Below are 20214 nucleotides of genomic sequence, written 5' to 3'. Positions count from 1 at the left end.
TCCTGGAAGTGATCGCAGATGCTCACCGGACTCTTCTCCGCCGCCCTGGCCGACCCCGGGCTGGCCCGGGCGCGTGACCTGGCGCGCTCCGGTGCCGCCCAGGTCGACGGCCTCGACCTCACCGCCCCCGCCGCGCTGCGCCCGTTCGCCGTCGCCGCCGTCGCGGCCGACGAGCCGGCCGGCGGCGCGGGCCGGCCCGTCCTCGCCGTGACGGCCACCACCCGCGAGGCCGACGACCTCGCCGCCGCGCTGGGCAGCCTGCTGCCCCCGGAGCAGGTGGCGGTCTTCCCGTCCTGGGAGACGCTGCCGCACGAGCGGCTCTCGCCCCGCTCCGACACCGTCGGGCGGCGGCTGGCCGTGCTGCGCCGGCTGGCCCACCCCGGCTCGGCCGACGCGCACGGGCGCACCGGCCCGCTGCGGGTCGTCGTGGCGCCCGTCCGGTCCCTGCTCCAGCCGCAGCTCAAGGGGCTCGGTGACCTGGAGCCGGTGCAGCTCGCCGCCGGTGACGAGGCGGACCTGGAGGAGGTCGCCCGTCGGCTCACCGACATGGCGTACGCCCGGGTCGACCTGGTCACCAAGCGCGGCGAGTTCGCCGTGCGCGGCGGCATCCTGGACGTCTTCCCGCCCACCGACGAGCACCCGTCCCGGGTCGAGTTCTGGGGCGACGAGGTGGAGGAGATCCGCACCTTCGCCGTCGCCGACCAGCGCACCATCGAGGGCGTCCCGCAGCTCTGGGCGCCGCCCTGCCGCGAGCTGCTGCTCACCCCCGGGGTGCGCAAGCGGGCCGCCGCGCTCGCGCAGGAGCACCCCGAGCTGGCCGAGATCCTCGACAAGCTGTCCGAGGGCATCCCGGTCGAGGGGATGGAGTCCCTCGCCCCGGCGCTGATCGGCGCCGACTCGATGGAGCTGCTTGTCGACTGCATGCCGGCCGGCACCCACGTGCTGCTCTGCGACCCGGAGCGGATCCGCACCCGCGCGCACGACCTGGTGCGTACCTCCGATGAGTTCCTCCAGGCCAGCTGGGCCGCGGCCGCCGTCGGCGGCCAGGCCCCGGTCGACCTCGGCGCCGCCGCCTTCCGGACCCTGGCCGACGTACGCACGGCGGCCCGCGCCCTGCGCCAGCCCTGGTGGACGCTCGCCCCGTTCGGCCTGGCCGAGGCCGACGCCGCGCCCGCCCGGCAGCCCTGGGAGGACGAGCCCACCGAGGTCGACGTCACCCCGGACGACGCCATCGCGGTGACCCTGGCCGCCCAGCCCGCCCCGCTCTACCACGGCGAGACCGCCCGGGTGGTCGACGACCTGAAGCGCTGGGCCGGCGAGGGCTGGTCGATCGCGCTGGTCTTCGAGGGGCACGGCCCCGCCCAGCGGGCCGTCGAGGTGCTCCGCGACGCCGGCCTCGGCGCCCGGATGACCGAGGAGGTGCCGGCCGCGCCCACCCCGGGCGAACTGCTGGTCTCCTGCGGCTGCCTGACCGCCGGCTTCGTCGACGAGGCGTCCCGGTTCGTGCTGCTCACCGGCAACGACGTCACCGGCGGCCGGGGCACCTCCACCCGCGACATGCGCAAGATGCCGAGCCGGCGGCGCAACACCATCGACCCGCTGGAGCTGAAGGCCGGCGACCACGTGGTGCACGAGCAGCACGGCATCGGCCGCTACGTCGAGCTGGTGCAGCGCACGGTCAACGGGGCCAGCCGGGAATACCTGGTCATCGAATACGCGCCGAGCAAGCGCGGCCAGCCCGGCGACCGCCTCTTCGTTCCCACCGACCAGCTCGACCAGCTCTCCCGCTACGTCGGCGGTGAGCAGCCCACCCTGCACAAGATGGGCGGCTCGGACTGGCAGAAGTCCAAGGCCCGGGCCCGCAAGGCGGTCCGCGAGATCGCCGCCCAGCTGATCCAGCTCTACGCCGCCCGCAAGGCGTCCAAGGGGCACTCGTTCGGCCCGGACACCCCGTGGCAGCGGGAGCTGGAGGACGCCTTCCCCTGGCAGGAGACGCCGGACCAGCTCGCCGCCATCGAGGAGGTCAAGCGGGACATGGAGCAGACCGTCCCCATGGACCGGCTGATCTGCGGCGACGTCGGCTACGGCAAGACCGAGATCGCGGTCCGGGCGGCGTTCAAGGCGGTGCAGGACGGCAAGCAGGTGGCCGTGCTGGTGCCCACCACCCTGCTGGTGCAGCAGCACTACAACACCTTCGCCGAGCGGATGAGCCAGTTCCCGATCACCATCCGGCAGCTCTCCCGGTTCCAGACGCCCAAGGAGACCGAGCGGACCCTGGAGATGGTCGCCGACGGCACCGTCGACATCGTCATCGGCACCCACCGGCTGCTCCAGTCGGCCACCCGGTTCAAGCAGCTCGGGCTGGTCATCATCGACGAGGAGCAGCGCTTCGGCGTCGAGCACAAGGAGCACCTGAAGACGCTGCGCGCCTCGGTCGACGTGCTGGCCATGTCGGCCACCCCGATCCCGCGCACCCTGGAGATGGCGATCACCGGCATCCGGGAGATGTCCACCATCGCCACCCCGCCGGAGGAGCGGCACCCGGTGCTCACCTTCGTGGGGGCGTACGACGACCGGCAGGTGGCCGCGTCGATCCACCGCGAGCTGCTCCGCGACGGGCAGGTCTTCTACCTGCACAACCGGGTGGAGTCGATCGACAAGGCGGCCCGCCGGATCCGCGAGCTGGTGCCCGAGGCCCGGGTCGCGGTGGCGCACGGCCAGATGGGCGAGGAAGCGCTCGAGAAGGTGATGGTCGGCTTCTGGGAGAAGGAGTTCGACGTCCTGGTCTGCACCACGATCGTGGAGTCCGGCATCGACATCCCGAACGCCAACACCCTCATCGTCGAGCGGGCCGACCTGCTGGGCCTGGCCCAGCTGCACCAGATCCGCGGCCGGGTGGGCCGGGGCCGGGAGCGGGCGTACGCCTACTTCCTCTACCCGTCCGACAAGCCGCTCACCGAGAACGCCCACGAGCGGCTGGCCACCATCGCCCAGCACACCGAGCTGGGCGCCGGCATGTACGTGGCCATGAAGGACCTGGAGATCCGGGGCGCCGGCAACCTGCTCGGCGGCGAGCAGTCCGGGCACATCGAGGGCGTCGGCTTCGACCTCTACGTCCGGATGGTCGGCGAGGCGGTCTCCGCGTTCAAGGGCGAGCACACGGAGGAGGAGGCCGAGGTCAAGGTGGATCTCCCGATCGACGCGCACCTGCCGCACGACTACGTCGGCGTGGAGCGGCTGCGCCTGGAGATGTACCGCAAGCTGGCCGAGGCCCGTGACGAGGAGCGGCTGCGCGAGGTGGTCGCCGAGATGACCGACCGCTACGGCGAGCCGCCCGCGCCGGTGCAGAACCTGGTCGCGGTGGCCCGGTTCCGGCTGCTGGCCCGGCGGTACGGCCTCACCGACGTGTCGATGCAGGGCAAGCACATCCGGTTCGGCCCGCTGCCGCTGCCCGACTCGAAGCAGCTCCGGCTCAAGCGCTACCACCCGGACTCGGTCTACAAGCAGGCCCTCGACCAGGTCAGCGTGCCCCGGCCGAGCACCCGCCGGGTCGGCGGCGAGCCGCTGCGCGACCAGGCCCTGCTGGAGTGGTGCGCCCAGCTCCTGAAGGATGTCCTGGGGGAGCCGGTCGCGGCGCAGCCGGCCGGGGCGGGCGCCCGGTGAGGTGGGCGGCGTCACAGCCGCGTACCGGCCGTGAGAGAGTGACCGGCATGCGTGCTCGCCGTCTTGTCGCCGTCGCCAGCGTGGCGGTCGGCCTCGTCGCCCTCACCGGTTGCCGTACCGAGCCCGGGGTCGCCGCCTACGTCGGTGACCACCGGGTCACCGAGGACCAGGTCACCTCGATCCTCGACGAGATGCGGGCCGGCCTCGCCGCCTCGCCGGCCACCGCGGAGCAGGCCCCCGCGCTGCTGCCCGGCCGGGACCAGGTGGTGGCCACCCTGGTGCTGCGGGACGTCTGCCGGGACCTCTCCGCGGACAAGGGCTACCAGCCGCAGGCCCAGGTCAGCCCGGCGCAGGTCGCCCAGCAGACGAGCCTGCCGGCGGACGCCGCCTACCCGCAGCGGGTGGCCGAGCTCTACACCTGCATGTCCGGGGTGCCGGCCGGGGAGCAGGCCGCTCCCACCCAGGAGGAGCTCGCCGCGGTGATCGCGGCCGGCCGCTCCAGCGGCGACATCCCGGCCACCGTGAGCGACGAGGAGGCCGCCGGCCAGCTCGACGGCGCCCAGCTCCGGTCCGCGCTGGCCACCCGCAAGGTGCTCGCCGACGCGATCGGCGGCTACGACGTCTCGGTGAACCCGCGTTACCGCCCGCTGCTCTTCCCGCTGCTCAGCTTCAAGGGCGGCCCGGCGGTCTCCGTGCCGCTGGGGGAGCCCGGCTCCGCGGTCACCGAGGTCTCCACCCCGGAGCCGGAGTCGACCGAGCCGGGGCCGGCCGAGCCGAGCGCGTCGGTGGCGCCCTGAGCATGACCGCGCGCATCGTCCTGCTGGTCACGTCGCCCCGGCTGCCGGCCGGCCTGCTGACCGCGCCCGCCTGGGACGCCGTACGCTCCGCGCCGGTGCTCGCCGGCGCGGAGAGCGAGCTGGCCACGGCGGTCCGGTCGACGGGCGCCGAGGTCACGGTGGTGACCGAGGGCGCCACGCAGGCGTTGCTCGACGCGGCGGCCGCGCACGGCAGCGCGGTGTGGCTGGCCGGCCCGGCCGGCGACGAGGCGCTCGCCCGCGAGCTGGGGCTGCGGCTGGCCCGCCAACCGGGCCTCGCCGAGCTGGAGCTGATGTACGGCTCCTGGGACCCGCCGGGGGCCCGGCTGCTCGACGCGGTGGAGGTGATGGACCGGCTCGCCTCGCCGGGCGGGGATCCGTGGAAGCGGGCGCAGACCCACCGCAGCCTGGCCGGCTTCCTGATCGAGGAGTGCTACGAGGCGTACGACGCGATCAGCGCCGACGACACCGACGCGCTCCGCGAGGAGCTGGGCGACGTGCTGCTCCAGGTGCTGCTGCACGCCCGGCTGGCCGAGGACCTGCCGGAGGGGAAGCGCTGGACGGTCGACGACGTGGCCGGCGGCCTGGTCGACAAGATGGTCCGCCGCAACCCGCACGTCTTCTCCGGTGAGCAGGCCGGCTCGATCGAGGAGATCGAGGCGAACTGGGAGCGGATCAAGCGGGCCGAGAAGACCCGCGAGTCGGTGCTGGACGGCATCGCGTTGAGCCAGCCGGCGCTCGCCCTGGCCGCGAAGATCCTGGACCGCGCCGGCCGGATCGGCCTGGCCGTCCCGCCCCCGCTGGCGGAGTCGCAGGTCGACCCGGAGGCACGACTCGGCGCGAGCCTGCTCGCCACGGTCGCCGCCGCCCGCCAGGCCGGCATCGACCCCGAGGCGGCCCTCCGCCGCGCCACCCTGGCGTACGCCGACGCCGTGCGCGCCGCCGAACGCGCCGCGCCGAACGGTTGATCATGAGGTTAGCGGTGCGGAATGTCCGTTCCGGCACGGCTAACCTCATGATCAACGGAAGGTCGGTCCGGGAAGATCGGTAGGGTTTCCGGCATGGAGCCGTTTGTGCCGCTCGCTGAGCGGATCGTCGAGGCGTTGCTGGAGAGCCGGCCCGGGCTGGCCACCTCGGCCGGGGACCACCGGTACGACGACCGGCTGCCCGACCTCTCCGCCGACGCCCTCGCCGCCGATCAGGCGATGCTCAGGGACGCGGCCGACGCGCTCTCCGAGATCGACCCCGACTCGCTCGACGTCGAGGAACGGGTCGACCACGCGCTGCTCAGCAGCATGGTCGACCGCGGGCTGTTCGAGGCGACCGAGATCCGCGGCCACGAGTGGGACCCGCTGCGGCACAACCCCGGTCCGCTGCTGCACGCCCTCATGGCCCGGCCGTACGCGCCGGTCGAGGAGAGGCTGACCCACCTCGCCGGGCGGCTCGCGGCCGTACCCGACGCCCTGGCGACCGCCCGCGCGACGCTGCGCGACATGCCGCGGATCCACGCCGAGACGGCGGTCGGGCAGTTCACCGGCACGGCGGCGCTGATCCGCGACGAGGTGCCCGCGCTGCTCGCCGAGGCGCCCGCGCTGCACGACCGGGTGGAGCCGGCCGCCACCGCGGCGATCGCCGCGCTGGAGGAGTTCGTGGCCTGGCTGCGCATCGGTCTGGCCACCGACGCCGGGCCGGGGCGCGACCCCCGGCTGGGCCGGCGCCGCTGGGAGGCGCGGCTCTGGCACACCCTCGACACCGAGCTGAGCGCCGCCGAGGTCCAGCGCCGCGCCTGGGCGAACCTCGACCGGGTCACCGCCGAGATCCGCGCGGCGGCCGTCGAGCTGGTCGGCGGCCCGGCCGACGACGAGACGGTACGCCGGGCGCTGGACCTGCTCGCCGCCGAGCACCCGGACGACGCCACCATCGTCGACCTCGCCTCGGTCACGCTCGACGAGGCGAGCGACTTCGTCCGGGCCCACGACCTGATCAGCCTGGTCGACGACCCGTGCGTGATCCAGGAGATGCCGGAGTTCGCCCGCGGCGTGGCGGTGGCCTACTGCGACTCGCCCGGCCCGCTGGAGACGGCGGACGTGCCGACCTTCTACTGCATCGCGCCCACCCCGGCGGACTGGCCGGCGCAGCGGGTCGAGTCGTTCTACCGCGAATACAACGACCACATGATCCGCAACCTGACCGTGCACGAGGCGATGCCCGGCCACTTCCTCCAGCTCGCGCACGCCCGCCGCTACACCGGCCCGACCCGGGTCCGCGCGCTCACCGAGTCCGGGGTGTTCATCGAGGGCTGGGCGGTCTACACCGAGGAGCTGATGGCCGGGCTCGGCTTCGGCGGGCTGCCGGTCCGGCTCCAGCAGCTCAAGATGCAGCTCCGGATGACCATCAACGCGCTGCTCGACCAGCTCGTGCACTGCGAGGACCTGCCCGAGTCCGAGGCCATGGCGCTGATGACCGGGCGCGGCTTCCAGGAGGAGGGCGAGGCGGCCGGCAAGTGGCGGCGGGCGCTGCTCACCTCCACCCAGCTCTCCACCTACTTCGTCGGCTACAGCGAGATGGCCGACATCGCCCGCGCGCGGCCGGACGGGGTGTCGACGCGCGACTGGCACGACGCCATGCTGGCGCACGACTGCCCGCCGCCCCGCCACCTGCGGACCCTGCTGGGCGTCTGAGCCTCAGCGCGATCCGGCGGCGACCGCGTCGACCAGCCAGCGCGACAGGGAGTACGCCGGGGGCAGCTCCGCCGGCAGCGCGTCCACCGGGAACCAGCGCGCCTCGGTCAGCTCCTTCGGGTCGACCACCGGCTCGGCCGCCTGGTCGGCCACGGTGGCGGTGAAGCCGGCGAGCAGGGTGCCCGGGCCGGACATCGCCCAGGGCTGGCTGTCCACGTAGGCGGGTCGCCCGATGGCCAGCCCGACCTCCTCGGCGACCTCCCGGTGGGCGGCCGCCTCCAGCGACTCGCCCGCCTCCACGAACCCGGCGACCAGCGCCCACAGCCCGGTCGGCCCGTACGCGTGCCGGACCAGCAGCAGCTCGTCGGGGCCACCGGCCGGGCCGGGGCGGGTGATCGCCACCAGCACCGCGACGGAGAGCGGCACGAACACCGTCAGGTCGCAGGCGGGACAGCGCCGTGCGGTCTCGCCCGGCACGTCCACCAGCTCGGTCCGGCACGCTCCACACCACCGGTGCGTACGCCGCCAGGTGACCACCGCGAGCGCCCGCCCGGCCAGGTCGGCCTGTGGTCCGGGCAGCTCGGCGGCGAGGCCGCGCCAGCCGCGCCAGCGATCCGGCGGCGCCTCGGGGTCGGCGGCCTCGGCCGCCCAGGCCGGCACCCCGTCGAGCGTGCCGACCGGCACCCAGTCGAGGCCGGCGGGCAGCTCGCCCACCCGGGGAAACCGCCCGTCGGCGCCGGTCAGCAGCCTGCGCCCGGCCACCGCCAGGGCGAGGTCGTCCGGGTTCGGCGGCCGGCCGTGGTCGGCGGCGGGGAGGAAGCCGGCCGGTCGCGCCGGCACGCCGGCCTCGCGCGGCGCGGGGGTTCCCGGGCCGCCGGGGCTCACGACGTGGTCGGGCGGCGGTCGACCACGCCCGCGCCGGCCGGCACGTCGAAGGCGGCCGACTCGACCGCGTCGGTGTAACGGCTCAGGGTGATCTCCGCCGGCTTGCCGTCGAGGTTGCCGGTGAAGCTGCCCAGCACCCCCTCGCTGGTCACGCAGGCGTCGAAGCGGTCGCCGGCCCGGGTGACGTCGACGCAGGTCGCGTGGTGCCCGGCCAGCGTGGTGTCGCTCTGCTCGATGGCCGCCTGGGGGTCCAGCGCCGCTTCGGTGAGCAGCCGGATCACCGCCGGTGGGGTGACCAGGCCCTGCTTGCGCGCCTCGCCGTAGACGATCACCGAGGGCTTGCCGGCGGTCAGCACCGGTGGCGACACCGTGCAGGAGGTGCGCCCGGCCGTGTTCGCGCACCGGGTCACCGCCTCCTGGGTCACCGTGATCTTGCCGTCCGGCCAGGTGTAGGAGGAGCGCAGCGGCTCCTCGGTCTGTGCGATCGAGGCGGTCCGCCCGCCACTGAGCTGGTATTCGGCGGCCCAGGTCCGCTCCAGCGCCCGGTCCATCCGGGCGGTGAGGTCGTTGACCAGGTCGGCCCGTGCGAGGGCGACCCCGGTGTCGTCGAGGGCCTGGCAGCCGGTGACCGAGAGCGACGCGATGGCCGAGGCGGCGAGCACGCGGAAAGTCGTCGAGGCGGCGGGCATGGTGCCCAGCCTTGTCGATCGACGCAACCTCTCGCAAACCCGTTGTCGGTTGAGGCCGGCTAATCCGGGAATGTCCGTGTCACCCTCCGTCGTGGCCGGCATTCACGTGAGGATCCGCGTGGGGCGAGGTCCCTCGCGTTCAGTCACCGGGTGCCGCCCCGACGCAGGTACGCGCGGGCGGGGACCGATACGCTGCGTTCAACACCTGCCTCAGCCGCACCGTCGCGGCCCATACCGGACCGGAACACACAAACGAGGAGCGACTCAGTGGCAACCATCGAGGGAATCGTCGCCCGGGAGATCCTGGACTCGCGGGGCAACCCGACGGTCGAGGTCGAGGTCGGGCTCGACGACGGCACGATCGCCCGCGCCGCGGTGCCGTCCGGCGCCTCCACCGGCGCCTTCGAGGCGATCGAGCTGCGCGACGGTGACAAGGACCGCTACCTGGGCAAGGGTGTCGAGAAGGCCGTCGCCAACATCGAGGACAAGATCGTCGACCAGCTCATCGGGTACGAGGCCAGCGAGCAGCGGCTGATCGACCAGAAGATGATCGACATCGACGGCACGGACAACAAGGCCGAGCTGGGCGCCAACGCCATCCTGGGTGTCTCGCTGGCCGTGGCGAAGGCCGCCGCGGGCAGCGCCGAGCTGAGCCTCTTCCGCTACCTGGGCGGCCCGAACGCGCACCTGCTCCCGGTGCCGATGATGAACATCCTCAACGGCGGCGCGCACGCCGACTCGAACGTCGACATCCAGGAGTTCATGATCGCGCCGATCGGCGCGCCCACCTTCCGGGACGCGCTCCGCTCCGGCGCCGAGGTCTACCACGCGCTCAAGTCGGTGCTGAAGAAGAAGGACCTGTCGACCGGCCTCGGCGACGAGGGCGGCTTCGCCCCGAACCTGCCGACCAACGCCGCCGCGCTCGACCTGATCGCCGAGGCTGTGGAGAAGGCCGGCTACCGGCTCGGCACCGACATCGTCTTCGCGCTCGACGTGGCCGCCACCGAGTTCTTCGACAACGGCAGCTACACCTTCGAGGGCAGCGCGAAGAGCGCCGAGGAGATGAGCAACTACTACACCAAGCTCGTCGGCGACTACCCGATCGTCTCCATCGAGGACCCGCTCTCCGAGGACGACTGGAGCGGGTGGGCCACCCTCACCGCGGCGCTCGGCGACCGGATCCAGATCGTCGGCGACGACCTGTTCGTGACCAACCCGCAGCGCATCGCCCGGGGCATCACCGAGAAGGCCGCCAACGCCGTGCTGGTGAAGGTCAACCAGATCGGCTCGCTCACCGAGACCCTGGACGCGGTGGACCTGGCCCACCGGGCCGGCTTCACGTGCATGATGAGCCACCGCTCCGGCGAGACCGAGGACACCACCATCGCCGACCTGGCGGTCGCCACCGGCTGCGGCCAGATCAAGACCGGCGCCCCGGCCCGCTCGGACCGGGTCGCCAAGTACAACCAGCTCCTGCGGATCGAGGAGGAGCTGGCCGACGCGGCGCGGTACGCCGGCGCCGGCGCGTTCCCGCGCTACCGTTCGGCCTGAGCCGAGAGCTCCGGGGGAGGGGTGTGACGATGCAGCAGCGCCGCACACCGGGTGGCCAGCGGCCCGCCCGTCGGCCGGGTCAGGCCGGCCGGCCGGGCGGGGGCCGGGTCCGGTCGTCGGTCCGCGACACCGGCGTCCGCGCCGAGCCGCGCGCCGCCGGCCGGTCGCCCGGCGCCACCCGCGCCACCGAGGGGGTACGCTCCGCGAGCCGCCCCGCCGCGGCCCGGCGTACCGCGGCCGGTGGCACGGTCAAGCGGCTCACCGCACCCCAACCCCGGCGCTTCACCGGGCGCGCCACCGTGCTCTTCGCGGTGCTGATCGCGCTCGCCCTGGGCTACACCTATCCGGTCCGGGTCTACCTGGACCAGCAGGCCGACATCGAACGGATGGAGGCGTCCCAGGCCGAGCAGCGCCGGGAGATCGAAAGACTCACCATCGAGGCCGAGAAGTGGCAGGACCCGGCGTACATCGAGACGCAGGCCCGGGAACGGTTCTTCATGGGCCGGCCCGGCGAGACGCTGCTGGTGGTGCTCTCCGACCCGGAGGGGGCCGCCAAGGACGCCGGCAAGGGCGCGAAGCCGGGGCCGCCGAAGCCGCCTGATCCCTGGTACGACACCCTGTGGTCGAGCGTGCAGGCGGCCAACGCCGAGCGCCCCGACAAGTGAGCACCGGAACGGGAGAGGCACCCTTGAGCGTCGTACCACCGCAGGATCCGGCGGCGGAATCCGTACCCCTGCCGGAGCGCCAGCCGGCCACCGAGGCCGACCTGGCCGCGGTGGCCGCGCAGCTCGGACGCCCGCCCCGCGGCACCCGGGCGGTGGCCCACCGGTGCCCGTGCGGCCTGCCCGACGTGGTGGAGACGACGCCCCGGCTGGCCGACGGCACGCCCTTCCCGACGCTGTTCTACCTGACCTGCCCGCGGGCCACCGCGGCGTGCAGCCGGCTGGAGTCCGCCGGGCTGATGAAGGAGATGGCCGAGCGGCTCGCCGAGGACCCGGAGCTGGCCGCCCGCTACCGGGCCGCGCACGAGGACTACCTGAGCCGCCGGGAGGCGATCGGCCAGGTGCCGGAGATCGCGGGCATCTCGGCCGGCGGCATGCCGGGGCGGGTCAAGTGCCTGCACGTGCACCTCGGGCACGCGCTCGCCGCCGGGCCGGGGGTCAACCCGTTCGGCGACGAGACCCTCGCCCTGGTGGAGAAGTGGTGGGCCGCCGGCCCCTGCGTGGACGTGCCCGCGGCGGAGTGAGATGACCGCCGCCGACGAGATCGTGGTCCGCCGCGCCCGCACCTCCGACGTGCGCGGCATCCGGCGCCTGGTGGACACCTACACCGACGACCGGCGGCTGCTCAGCAAGGCCACCGTCACCCTCTACGAGGACGTGCAGGAGTTCCGGGTGGCGGTGACGCCCGACGGCACCGTGGTCGGCTGCGGGGCGCTGCACGTGATGTGGGAGGACCTCGCCGAGATCCGCACGGTGGCGGTCGACCCGTCCTGCCGGGGGCACAAGATCGGGCACCGGATCGTCGGCGAGCTGATCGACGCGGCCCGCGAGCTGGGCGTCGCCCGGATCTTCGTGCTCACCTTCGAGACCGGGTTCTTCGGCTCGTTCGGCTTCCACGAGATCGACGGCGCCCCGGTGCCGCAGCCGGTCTACGAGCAGCTGCTCCGCTCCTACGACGAGGGCGTCGCGGAGTTCCTCGACCTGGAGCGGGTCAAGCCGAACACCCTCGGCAACAGCCGGATGCTGCTGCGCCTCTGATCCGCCTCAGGCGCGTCGCGGGTGGGCCGCGAAGAACTCCAGGATCAGGTCGGTGGCCGTGATGCCGGCGTTCGGGGCGGCGAGCTCCCCCGACGTGGCGCCCGGCCAGGAGTGACCCATCTCGGGGAGGCTCCACACGGTCACGTCGCTGCCGTCGGCGCAGCGCGCGTCGGCCCGGCTCAGTCCGGCGGGGACCGCCGGCTTCCTCCCGGTCACCGGCCGGCAGCCGAGGCGTCGCTGCCAGGTGCGCAGCCCGTCGTGGAAGATGCCGGCGTACCGGTCCTGCCCGCCGACGAAGGTGATCACCGAGACCGGCCGCTTCGGCACGTAGCTGTCCGGCTCGGTCAGCGGGCCGCTGTAGCCGCCGCTGACCACGCCGATCGCCGCGAACAGGCCGGTGGCCTCCACCGCGAGGCGGAAACTCAGGTCACCGCCGTTGGAGATGCCGGTCAGGTAGACCCGGTCCGGGTCGGCCCGCCACGTGTCGACCAGGTGACGGGTGAGCGCGCTGAGGAACCCGACGTCGTCCGCGGACCCGCAGCAGATCAGCGCGTTGAAGCCTCCGTGCCGCCCGTCCGGGTAGGCGACCAGGAAGTTCTCCCGGTCCGCGCGGGCGTTGAGGCCGGTCAGCTCCCGCATCCCGGCTCCGCTGCCGGGAAAGAAGTGCAGCGCGATGACCAGCGCCGCGGGGCGCGCCGGGTCGTACCCGGGCGGGGCGTGCAGCAGGTAGCTGCGCTCCATCCCGCCGTGGCTCAGTTTCAGCTCGTGGTCCCCGGCGGCCGGCCGTTCGGCGGGCGCCGGCGTGGCCTCCTGCTCGCCCTTCCCGCCGCACGCCCCGCCCGTCAACGCCAGGACCAGTCCCGCCAGCACCGCGATCGTCCGCCGCACGCCCCGCCCTCCCCGTGGCTGACCTTGCTCCACCGTCGGTTCCGGGACCCGAGCCGGTCAACCCTTTCGGTCCTCGCCGAAGCCGGGCACGCTGCTCCCATGCTGCGGCTGCACCTCGGACCGGCGGACCTGTGCCGGGTACGGTTCGTCGACCGCCTGCACCCGGTCGGCACCGCGATGCTGGCCTGCCAGGCGCTGCACGATCCGGCCACCGCCGCCATGGCGCCGGACCTCGTCGCGGCGGCGGGCACGGCGACCTCCGCACGCGGGGTGCGCGCCGCCGTCGCGTCGCTGCGGCACCTGCTGCCGGCCCGCGGCCGGCTGCCCGACTTCCTCACCCCGTTCGACGGGCTGGACTCGGTGGCCGCCGGCCTCGCGGCGATCCGGTCCACCCCCGCCCGCCGGGTCCGGCGGGAGGTCGCCGTGGCCTACGCCGAGGTCCCCGCGACGCCGCTGCGGCGCGGTTTCGCCGCCGCCGACCCGACGGTGCTCGACCTGTTCGGCCGGGCGCTCGACACCTGGTTCGGTGCGGTGCTGGCCCCGCACTGGTCCACCCTGACCACCGTCCACCAGCGGCAGTTGGCCGACGCCGCGCACCGGCTGGCCCGGCGCGGCCTGGCCGGCCTCTTCGACGGGCTGCACCCGGCGATCCGGTGGCGGCCACCCGTGCTGGAGGTGCGCACCTGGTGGAGCGGCGAGGTGACCGGCACCGGCGAGGGGATGGTGCTGCTCCCGTCGCCGGTGGCCGGCCCGCTGCCCCGGGTCCTGGTCGAACCGGGCCGGCCGGTCCTGCTCGTGTATCCCGCCGCGATGCCGCCGCGGGCCGCCGCGCCGGCCGCCGACCCGCTCGCCGGCGTGCTGGGCACCACCCGCGCCGCGGTGCTGCGGCGCCTCGCCGAGCCGGGCCCGCACACCACCACGGCGCTCGCCCGAGACGTCGGGGTCAGCCTCTCCTCGGCCTCCGAGCATGCCACCGCGCTGCGCGCCGCCGGCCTGGTCACCACCGAGCGCGACGGCGGCGCGGTCCGCCACCGCCTGACCCCGCTCGGCGCCCACCTCCTCGGTTGCCCCCCGGTCGGCGACTGAGCCGGCCGGTGGCGGTGCCGGTCGGTCGGGCTGCCGTAGGGTGGCAGCCGTGACGACTCGTGTGGCCGCCATCGACTGCGGGACCAACTCGATCCGACTGCTGGTCGCCGACCTGCCCGACCCGTCCGCCGGGCCGCAGGCCCCGCTGGTGGACCGGAGTCGCCGGATGGAGATCGTCCGGCTGGGCCAGGGCGTCGACAAGACCGGCCGGCTCGCGCCCGAGGCGATCGAGCGGACCCGCGTCGCGCTCGCCGACTACGCGGCGGAAATCGAGAAGCTGGGCGCCGAGCGGGTCCGGATGTGCGCCACCTCCGCCTCCCGCGACGCCTCGAACGCCGCCGACTTCCGGGCCATGGTCGAGCAGACCCTCGGCGTGGCGCCCGAGGTGGTCACCGGTGACGAGGAGGCCCGGCTCTCCTTCACCGGGGCGGTCCGCGGGCTGCCCGCCGACGCCGAACCGCCGTACCTGGTGGTCGACATCGGCGGCGGCTCGACCGAGTTCGTGGTCGGCACCCGCGAGGGCGGCGTCCAGGCGGCGATCTCGATGGACATCGGCTGCGTCCGGATGACCGAGCGCCACCTGCACGGCGACCCGCCCGGCCTGGACGAGGTCGCCGCCGCGCAGGCCGACATCGCGGTCGCGGTGGACCGGGCGCTGACGGCGGTGCCGGGGCGGGAGGCGGCCACCCTGGTCGGGCTCGCCGGGTCGGTCACCACCGTGGTCGCCATCGCCCAGGGGCTCCAGGAGTACGACCCGGCGCGCATCCACCACGCCCGGGCGTCGTACGACCAGGTCGCCGACGTCACCGCCGACCTGCTGGGCAGGACCCGCGAGCAGCGGCTGGCCATCCCGGTGATGCACCCCGGCCGGGCCGACGTGATCGGCGCGGGCGCGCTTGTGCTGCGGGTCATCATGGAGCGGGCCGGGATGTCCTCGGTGGTCGCCTCCGAACACGACATCCTCGACGGCATCGCCTGGAGCCTCGCGGAGACCCCGGTCTAGGTGGTTTCCCCTGGGTGCGGCCGGTATGATTTCCATATGGTCACCACGGTCAATCTGCCTGACGGGCTGCACGAGCGGCTCAAGCAGCTCGCCGACCAGGAGCACCGGTCGATGAACGCCACCATCGTCGTGGCGGTCGAGGAGTACGTCTCGGCGCGCAGTCGTCACGCCCGGGTGCGGGACCTTGCGCGAGAGGTCGCCGAGCGCGACGCCGAACTGTTGCGGCGGCTGGCGGAGTGATCAACTACCTCGAGGTCGACGACCTCGTGGAGATCGCCTCTGTCGTGCTGGGTGACACGCCGCAGGTCCGTGACTTCGGTCTGCTCTCGTCCGCGGTGGTCCGCCCGGCCACCGTGGCGTTCGGCCAGGAGGCCTACACCGATCTCTGGAGCAAGGCCACGGCGCTGCTCCACTCGGTCTGCATGAACCACGCGCTGATCGACGGGAACCATCGTCTCGCCTGGGCGGCGGCGCGGGTGTTCCTGGCGCTCAACGAGGTGCCGATCCAGGGTGTCGACGTTGATGAGGCCGAGGCTCTCGTGATGTCGGTGGCCGCTGGCACGCTGACCGAGGTCCCCGACATCGCCCGCGAGCTTCGCAAGCTCTATGTCTGATCCATCAGCACGGATTCTGTCGCAGATGCCGGTGGTGAGCTGACTCAGAGCGCCGCGTCGGCGCGGTGAGCCGTCGACGGTTCACCGCGGACGCTGGCGCGGCCAGTCCGACGACCGCCCGGACCTGACCCCGGAGCCGCCCGACAGCAGCCCGGCCCAGTCCGAACGGCCGGCCCACGTCGAATCGCCTGCCCCGGCGGAACCGCCGGCCCGGACCAGTTCCGGCTCGGGCGTGCTGCGCGGCGTGCTCAGCCCGAGGCCGTCCACGCCCAGCGGGCGGTCCCGTGGGGTTGCGGGCGGGAGGATCTCGTCCGCTTCCAGCGACGCGGGGGTGTCGTCCGCGGGCTGCGGCCACCGCTGCCAGCGGCGGACGCTCACGACCCCGACGAGGAGCAGCGAGCCGACCAGCAGTGTCGTTCCGGTCCGAAGCGGGGCCGCCAGGTCGACCTGGTGGCCGCTCAGGGTCAGCTTGTGGTCGAACAGATTGGTCACGCTGGTCGGGCTGACCAGCAGGCCCAGGTAGCTGGCCGAGTAGACCAGGCCGGTCAGCGCCGCGCCCAGCGGGGAGAACCGGAGCGTGGCGATGAGTCCGAGCACGATCCCGGCGGCGGCCAGCACCAGCGCGGGTCGGACGAAATCACCGCTGTCCAGTGCGCCGCCGTCCTGGGCGGCGGCGAACGCCCGCTCCGACCGGTCCTGACCGAGGGCGAAGAGAATCCAGGCCAGCGGACCGACGATGGCCGCGGCGAGCACGGTTCCGAGGTGTCGCATCCGGGCAACGTACCGACGTTCCGCGAGGATGAGAGGGCCTCATAAGCGAAAATTAAGTCAATGCGCACGCGGTGGCCCGGTGGGGCGCCCCGGAGCGGGTCGCGGACGGTGACGTGCCCGGCAGGGTCAGACGCGTTCGGTGGCGAGGCGGGCACCGAAGCCGAGCAGCGCCACGCCGGTGAGCCCGTCCAGCCAGCGCCGGACCCGCCGCCGGGACAGCAGCTCCCGGGCCCGGTCCAGCGCCGCGACCAGCACCAGCAGGTAGACGAGGCCGAGCACCGCGTGGCTGAGCGCGAAGGCGAGCAGCGCCCCGACCGGCGCGGCGCCGCCGACGAACTGCGGCAGCACGGCCAGGTAGAAGGCCAGCACCTTCGGGTTGGTGACGTTGGACAGGAAGCCCTGCCGGAACCCGGCCAGCGCCTGCCCGGGCGCGACCGCGGCGTCGCCGGCCAGCGGCGGGTAGTCACCGCGCCAGGCCGACCGCCAGGCCTGCACCCCGAGGTACGCCAGGTACGCCACGCCGGCCCAGCGGATCGCCTCGAACAGCGGCTGGGAGCGGACGATGAGCGCGCCGAGCCCGGCGGCGGCGGTCACCCCCTGCACCGCGTTCGAGGCGGTCACGCCGATGGCGCTCCACCTGCCCCGGCGCCGGCCGGCGGCCAGCGTGTTCCGGGTGACCACGGCGAAGTCCGGCCCCGGGATGAGGATCAGCACGGTGGCGAAGATCAGGAACGACGCGTAGCTGCTCCACGACATGCCCCGAGCCTACGCAGCTACCATGTGCTTGACGGTACTACGCAATCCACACTAGTGTGCGGAGCGTGGATACGACGCAGCTCCTCAAGGGCGTGCTCGACCTCGCCGTTCTCGCCGTGCTCAAGGACGAGGACGGCTACGGTTACGACATTCTCCGCCGGCTGCGCGAGGCCGGCCTGGAGGAGGTCGGCGACGCCTCGGTCTACGGCACCCTGCGCCGGCTCTTCGCCGCCGGCCTGCTGACCACCTACGTGGTGCCGAGCGAGTCCGGCCCGCACCGCAAGTACTACTCACTCAACGCCGCCGGCCGGGACCAGCTCACCCGCTCCGGCAAGACCTGGCGCTCCTTCGCCACCACCATGGACGCACTGCTCGACGATCGGGGGATGGCGGCATGACCGTCACTGGGCAGGAGATCGCGGACTACGTCGACCGGGTGCGGGCCGCCCTGGCCGACCTGCCGCCCACCGTTCGGGACGAGTTGACCGAGGACCTGCCGGAGCACCTCGCCGAGGTCGCCGCCGAGGCCGACGGCACGCTTGTCGACCGGCTCGGCGAGCCGGAGGCGTACGCGGCCGAACTGCGGGCGGCCGCCGGGGCCGGGGTGGGCGCCGGCCCGGGGCGCCGGAGCCGGCGACTGGCCGCCGCCCAGGCGCGCGCCGGCACCCAGCTGCGCGCCCTCGACAGCCAGCTCGGCCCGCTGCTCGGGCAGTCCTCGGTGAGCGAGTTCCTCCGCCCGCTGCGCCCCGCCTGGTGGCTGCTGCGCGGCTGGCTCGCGGCGCTGGTGATCTCGGTCGTGCTCCAGGAGCCCGCCGGATTGCTTCCCCGGCTCGACGGCAGCGTGCTGGCCGGCCTGTTCCTGCTCGCCGGCACGGTCCTCGCCTCGGTCTGGCTGGGCCGACGCTCACCCGGCCTCCGGGGCTGGCCGCGGCGGCTCACGCGACTGGGCACCGCGGCGCTGCTGATCTTCTCCTTCGGTGTGCTGGTCAACGTCGACCAGCACGCCAGCTCCGACCCGTTCGGCAGCTACCAGGAGGTCTCGGTCGGCGACCGGTACGACCGGGTGGAGGACGTCTTCGTCTACGACCAGGAGGGGCGGCTGGTCCGCAACGCCCAACTGTTCGACCAGAACGGCGTGCCGATCCGGCTCGGCTGGCCGACCTGCCTGGACGCGAGCGGCAACATGCCCCCGCCGCGCAACGCCTACCCGTACTGCCCCGACCGGGCCCCCTTCGGAGCGCCGGCGCCGGCCCCGGCCGCGCCGACCCTGAGCGCCCCACCCGCGCCGGGCGCGAGCACCACCTCCGAGCCCAGCGCGAGCGCGACCCCGGAGCCGAGCGCGAGCGCCACCACCGGGCCGACCCCGAGCCCGTCGGTGACGCCCGGCGAGAGCACGCCGACGCCGACCCGCTGAAGCCCACCCCGAGGGGCGCCCGCCGACCGGCGGGCGCCCCTCGGCATGTCCATGGTGGAGGAGTGGACCCACCCGGGAGCCCGTCCCGTTCGCCTCCCGGACCGGGAGGCGAACGGGAGGTGAATGCCACTGTTCTTTCGTCTTCCCCGGGCCGGTGAGCGCGTGGCACGCTACCCGCACGTAACACCCACTGTGCGACCAGCCAACGATGACTGACCGCTAGGAGGACGGGACCATGGGCGAGATGGTGAGCTTCACCGGCAACGGGGGGACGAGCGAGGGGTATCTCGCGATACCCTCCGGCGGTGCGGCCAGCCCGGCGGTCATCGTCATCCAGGACTGGTGGGGCCTGGTGCCCCACGTCCGGGCGGTGGTGGACCGCTTCGCGGAGGCCGGCTTCGTCGCCCTCGCGCCCGACTTCCGGCACGGCGGCCCGGCCAGCAAGCCGAGTGAGCCCCGGCAGATGTTGAACAGCACCCAGATGGACGAGGCGGCGAGCGACATCGCGGCCGCCGCCGAATACCTCGCCAACCGGACCGAGGTCGCCGGCAAGGTCGGCTGCGCCGGGTTCTGCGCCGGCGCCAGCCTGGCGCTCTGGTCCGGCACGTTCTCCGAGCGGATCGTCGCCACCGCCGGCTTCTACCCCCGGCTGCCCTGGGAGGGCATGCGCACCGACTGGGCCGACTACGCGGGCAAGGCGGCGCTCATCCACTGCTCCGAGGCGGACGGCCTCTCCGCCGCCGACGGGGTGCAGGGCGTACGCCGGGCCATCGAGGCGGCCGGCGGCACCTGCCAGACCTACGACTACCCGGGCACCGCCCACGCGTTCTTCAACGAGGACCGGCCGGAGCACTTCGACCAGCGGGCCGCCGCCACCGCGTGGGCCCGCACGCTGGAACTGTTCCGGGCGAAGCTTGGCTGAGCCGCGTACCCCCGCCGAGGTGGTCGCCCGCGCCGCGCGGGCGACCGACCTGGCCGACCTCGACGGCGCGGTGAGCAACTGCTTCGCCTGCCCCCGGCTGGTCGTCTGGCGCGAGGAGGTGGCCCGGGTCAAGCGGGCGGCCTTCCGCGACCAGGACTACTGGGGCCGGCCCGTCCCCGGCTTCGGCCCGCCCGACGCGCGGATCGGCATCCTCGGCCTGGCGCCCGCCGCGCACGGCGGCAACCGCACCGGCCGGATCTTCACCGGGGACCGCTCCGGTGACGTGCTCTTCGCCGCGCTGCACCGGGCCGGGCTGGCCAACCAGCCGACCAGCGTGTCCGCCGACGACGGCCTCGCCCTGCGGCACACCCGCATCTTCGCCGCCGTGCGCTGCGCCCCGCCGGACAACAAGCCCACCCCGGCCGAGCGGGACACCTGCGCGCCGTGGCTGCACCGCGAGGTCGCGCTGATCCGGCCCACCCTGCGCGTCGTGGTCGCGCTGGGCGCGTTCGCCTGGGCCGCGTGGTGGCCGGTGCTGCGCCACGTGTACGGACAGCGCCCGCCCACTCCGCGACCGGCCTTCGGCCATGGGGCACACTGGTCCGGCACGTCCGCACCGGCGCTGCTCGGCTGCTACCACGTCAGCCAGCAGAACACCTTCACCGGGCGGCTGACACCAGCGATGTTGGACGACGTGTTCGCCCGGGCGAAGGACC

General features: G+C 74.2%; 21 protein-coding genes. 16 read left to right on the top strand and 5 right to left on the bottom strand.

From position 1 onward, the window contains the following. Window positions 1-18 precede the first annotated feature (18 nt). The 4 genes from mfd (at window position 19) to ACW0Q9_RS06660 (ending at window position 7159) form a co-directional block, all read left to right on the top strand. Window positions 19-3663 carry a transcription-repair coupling factor gene (gene mfd / locus ACW0Q9_RS06675; RefSeq protein ID WP_456179052.1) on the top strand — a complete coding sequence of 1215 codons (3645 nt, stop codon included), beginning with the start codon at window positions 19-21 and terminating at the stop codon, window positions 3661-3663. A gap of 47 nt (window positions 3664-3710) precedes the next feature. Then, complete coding sequence (locus ACW0Q9_RS06670; RefSeq protein WP_456179051.1) at window positions 3711-4460, top strand: hypothetical protein; 750 nt, start codon at window positions 3711-3713, stop codon at window positions 4458-4460. 2 nt (window positions 4461-4462) lie between these two features. Next, window positions 4463-5446 carry a nucleoside triphosphate pyrophosphohydrolase gene (locus tag ACW0Q9_RS06665; RefSeq protein ID WP_456179050.1) on the top strand — a complete coding sequence of 328 codons (984 nt, stop codon included), beginning with the start codon at window positions 4463-4465 and terminating at the stop codon, window positions 5444-5446. A gap of 93 nt (window positions 5447-5539) precedes the next feature. Then, on the top strand, window positions 5540-7159 hold the full coding sequence (locus ACW0Q9_RS06660) for a DUF885 domain-containing protein (RefSeq protein ID WP_456179049.1): 1620 nt from the start codon (window positions 5540-5542) through the stop codon (window positions 7157-7159). 3 nt (window positions 7160-7162) lie between these two features. On the opposite strand, the gene ACW0Q9_RS06655 is transcribed toward ACW0Q9_RS06660, so the two are convergent. Both ACW0Q9_RS06655 and ACW0Q9_RS06650 read right to left on the bottom strand, forming a co-directional pair. After that, window positions 7163-7999 carry an NAD(+) diphosphatase gene (locus tag ACW0Q9_RS06655; protein WP_456179048.1) on the bottom strand — a complete coding sequence of 279 codons (837 nt, stop codon included), beginning with the start codon at window positions 7997-7999 and terminating at the stop codon, window positions 7163-7165. A gap of 41 nt (window positions 8000-8040) precedes the next feature. After that, window positions 8041-8733 carry a hypothetical protein gene (locus tag ACW0Q9_RS06650; RefSeq protein WP_456179047.1) on the bottom strand — a complete coding sequence of 231 codons (693 nt, stop codon included), beginning with the start codon at window positions 8731-8733 and terminating at the stop codon, window positions 8041-8043. Between the two features lie 267 nt (window positions 8734-9000). Here ACW0Q9_RS06650 and eno point away from each other — a divergent pair, with 267 nt between their 5' ends. From eno to ACW0Q9_RS06630, 4 genes are read left to right on the top strand one after another with little or no spacing between them, the layout of a single operon-like run. Beyond that, window positions 9001-10284 (top strand): phosphopyruvate hydratase, encoded by a 1284-nt coding sequence (gene eno / locus ACW0Q9_RS06645; RefSeq protein WP_456179046.1) that lies wholly within the window; start codon window positions 9001-9003, stop codon window positions 10282-10284. A gap of 29 nt (window positions 10285-10313) precedes the next feature. Beyond that, window positions 10314-10949, top strand: coding sequence for an FtsB family cell division protein (locus ACW0Q9_RS06640; protein ID WP_456179045.1), 636 nt, complete (start codon window positions 10314-10316; stop codon window positions 10947-10949). A 23-nt stretch (window positions 10950-10972) separates the two neighbouring features. Then, entirely contained in the window at window positions 10973-11530 is a 558-nt protein-coding gene (locus ACW0Q9_RS06635) for a DUF501 domain-containing protein (RefSeq protein ID WP_456179044.1), read from the top strand. 1 nt (window position 11531) lies between these two features. Beyond that, entirely contained in the window at window positions 11532-12044 is a 513-nt protein-coding gene (locus ACW0Q9_RS06630; RefSeq protein WP_456179043.1) for an amino-acid N-acetyltransferase, read from the top strand. Window positions 12045-12050: 6 nt separating this feature from the next. Here ACW0Q9_RS06630 and ACW0Q9_RS06625 read toward each other — a convergent pair whose 3' ends face one another. Continuing rightward, a complete protein-coding gene (locus tag ACW0Q9_RS06625) occupies window positions 12051-12932 on the bottom strand; it encodes an alpha/beta hydrolase family esterase (RefSeq protein ID WP_456179042.1) in 882 nt (293 codons plus the stop codon). Between the two features lie 99 nt (window positions 12933-13031). Here ACW0Q9_RS06625 and ACW0Q9_RS06620 point away from each other — a divergent pair, with 99 nt between their 5' ends. The 4 genes from ACW0Q9_RS06620 to ACW0Q9_RS06605 all read left to right on the top strand — a co-directional run bounded on the left by ACW0Q9_RS06620 (window position 13032) and on the right by ACW0Q9_RS06605 (window position 15635). Further along, on the top strand, window positions 13032-14018 hold the full coding sequence (locus ACW0Q9_RS06620) for an ArsR/SmtB family transcription factor (protein ID WP_456179041.1): 987 nt from the start codon (window positions 13032-13034) through the stop codon (window positions 14016-14018). A gap of 61 nt (window positions 14019-14079) precedes the next feature. After that, entirely contained in the window at window positions 14080-15021 is a 942-nt protein-coding gene (locus tag ACW0Q9_RS06615; protein ID WP_456179076.1) for a Ppx/GppA phosphatase family protein, read from the top strand. A gap of 36 nt (window positions 15022-15057) precedes the next feature. Then, window positions 15058-15261 (top strand): ribbon-helix-helix domain-containing protein, encoded by a 204-nt coding sequence (locus ACW0Q9_RS06610; protein ID WP_456179040.1) that lies wholly within the window; start codon window positions 15058-15060, stop codon window positions 15259-15261. Beyond that, window positions 15258-15635 carry a type II toxin-antitoxin system death-on-curing family toxin gene (locus ACW0Q9_RS06605; protein ID WP_456179039.1) on the top strand — a complete coding sequence of 126 codons (378 nt, stop codon included), beginning with the start codon at window positions 15258-15260 and terminating at the stop codon, window positions 15633-15635. Before ACW0Q9_RS06610 ends, ACW0Q9_RS06605 begins: the two co-directional genes overlap by 4 nt. Window positions 15636-15716: 81 nt before the next feature. Here the strand turns inward: ACW0Q9_RS06605 and ACW0Q9_RS06600 are convergent, their stop codons facing one another. Both ACW0Q9_RS06600 and ACW0Q9_RS06595 read right to left on the bottom strand, forming a co-directional pair. Beyond that, window positions 15717-16406 carry a hypothetical protein gene (locus tag ACW0Q9_RS06600; RefSeq protein ID WP_456179038.1) on the bottom strand — a complete coding sequence of 230 codons (690 nt, stop codon included), beginning with the start codon at window positions 16404-16406 and terminating at the stop codon, window positions 15717-15719. Between the two features lie 126 nt (window positions 16407-16532). Next, window positions 16533-17162 (bottom strand): LysE family translocator, encoded by a 630-nt coding sequence (locus ACW0Q9_RS06595; protein ID WP_456179037.1) that lies wholly within the window; start codon window positions 17160-17162, stop codon window positions 16533-16535. Between the two features lie 65 nt (window positions 17163-17227). On the opposite strand from ACW0Q9_RS06595, the gene ACW0Q9_RS06590 reads away from it, so the two are divergent. From ACW0Q9_RS06590 to ACW0Q9_RS06575, 4 genes are all read left to right on the top strand, one after another. Then, the gene (locus ACW0Q9_RS06590; protein WP_254332588.1) at window positions 17228-17560 is read left to right on the top strand and encodes a PadR family transcriptional regulator; all 333 of its coding nucleotides are present in this window, start codon (window positions 17228-17230) and stop codon (window positions 17558-17560) included. After that, window positions 17557-18576, top strand: coding sequence for an HAAS signaling domain-containing protein (locus tag ACW0Q9_RS06585; RefSeq protein WP_456179036.1), 1020 nt, complete (start codon window positions 17557-17559; stop codon window positions 18574-18576). The genes ACW0Q9_RS06590 and ACW0Q9_RS06585 overlap by 4 nt, the downstream gene beginning before the upstream one ends. Before the next feature lie 235 nt (window positions 18577-18811). Further along, entirely contained in the window at window positions 18812-19498 is a 687-nt protein-coding gene (locus ACW0Q9_RS06580; protein WP_456179035.1) for a dienelactone hydrolase family protein, read from the top strand. A gap of 19 nt (window positions 19499-19517) precedes the next feature. Then, window positions 19518-20214, top strand: a 697-nt coding sequence (locus ACW0Q9_RS06575; RefSeq protein ID WP_456179075.1) for a uracil-DNA glycosylase, incomplete at its 3' end; no start/stop codon positions are given.

The organism is Micromonospora sp. I033 (assembly GCF_053890995.1).
Note: the sequence above shows the minus strand (reverse complement) of the source record. Positions and strands in the feature narration are given on the sequence as shown.

Coding starts and splice junctions, on each gene's coding strand:
- ACW0Q9_RS06580 (WP_456179035.1), top strand. CDS start 18,812: ATGGGCGAGATGGTGAGCTTCACCGGCAACGGGGGGACGAGCGAGGGG.
- mfd (WP_456179052.1), top strand. CDS start 19: ATGCTCACCGGACTCTTCTCCGCCGCCCTGGCCGACCCCGGGCTGGCC.
- ACW0Q9_RS06595 (WP_456179037.1), bottom strand. CDS start 17,162: ATGTCGTGGAGCAGCTACGCGTCGTTCCTGATCTTCGCCACCGTGCTG.
- ACW0Q9_RS06610 (WP_456179040.1), top strand. CDS start 15,058: ATGGTCACCACGGTCAATCTGCCTGACGGGCTGCACGAGCGGCTCAAG.
- ACW0Q9_RS06620 (WP_456179041.1), top strand. CDS start 13,032: ATGCTGCGGCTGCACCTCGGACCGGCGGACCTGTGCCGGGTACGGTTC.
- ACW0Q9_RS06660 (WP_456179049.1), top strand. CDS start 5,540: ATGGAGCCGTTTGTGCCGCTCGCTGAGCGGATCGTCGAGGCGTTGCTG.
- ACW0Q9_RS06600 (WP_456179038.1), bottom strand. CDS start 16,406: ATGCGACACCTCGGAACCGTGCTCGCCGCGGCCATCGTCGGTCCGCTG.
- ACW0Q9_RS06650 (WP_456179047.1), bottom strand. CDS start 8,733: ATGCCCGCCGCCTCGACGACTTTCCGCGTGCTCGCCGCCTCGGCCATC.
- ACW0Q9_RS06585 (WP_456179036.1), top strand. CDS start 17,557: ATGACCGTCACTGGGCAGGAGATCGCGGACTACGTCGACCGGGTGCGG.
- ACW0Q9_RS06640 (WP_456179045.1), top strand. CDS start 10,314: ATGCAGCAGCGCCGCACACCGGGTGGCCAGCGGCCCGCCCGTCGGCCG.
- ACW0Q9_RS06630 (WP_456179043.1), top strand. CDS start 11,532: ATGACCGCCGCCGACGAGATCGTGGTCCGCCGCGCCCGCACCTCCGAC.
- ACW0Q9_RS06665 (WP_456179050.1), top strand. CDS start 4,463: ATGACCGCGCGCATCGTCCTGCTGGTCACGTCGCCCCGGCTGCCGGCC.
- ACW0Q9_RS06670 (WP_456179051.1), top strand. CDS start 3,711: ATGCGTGCTCGCCGTCTTGTCGCCGTCGCCAGCGTGGCGGTCGGCCTC.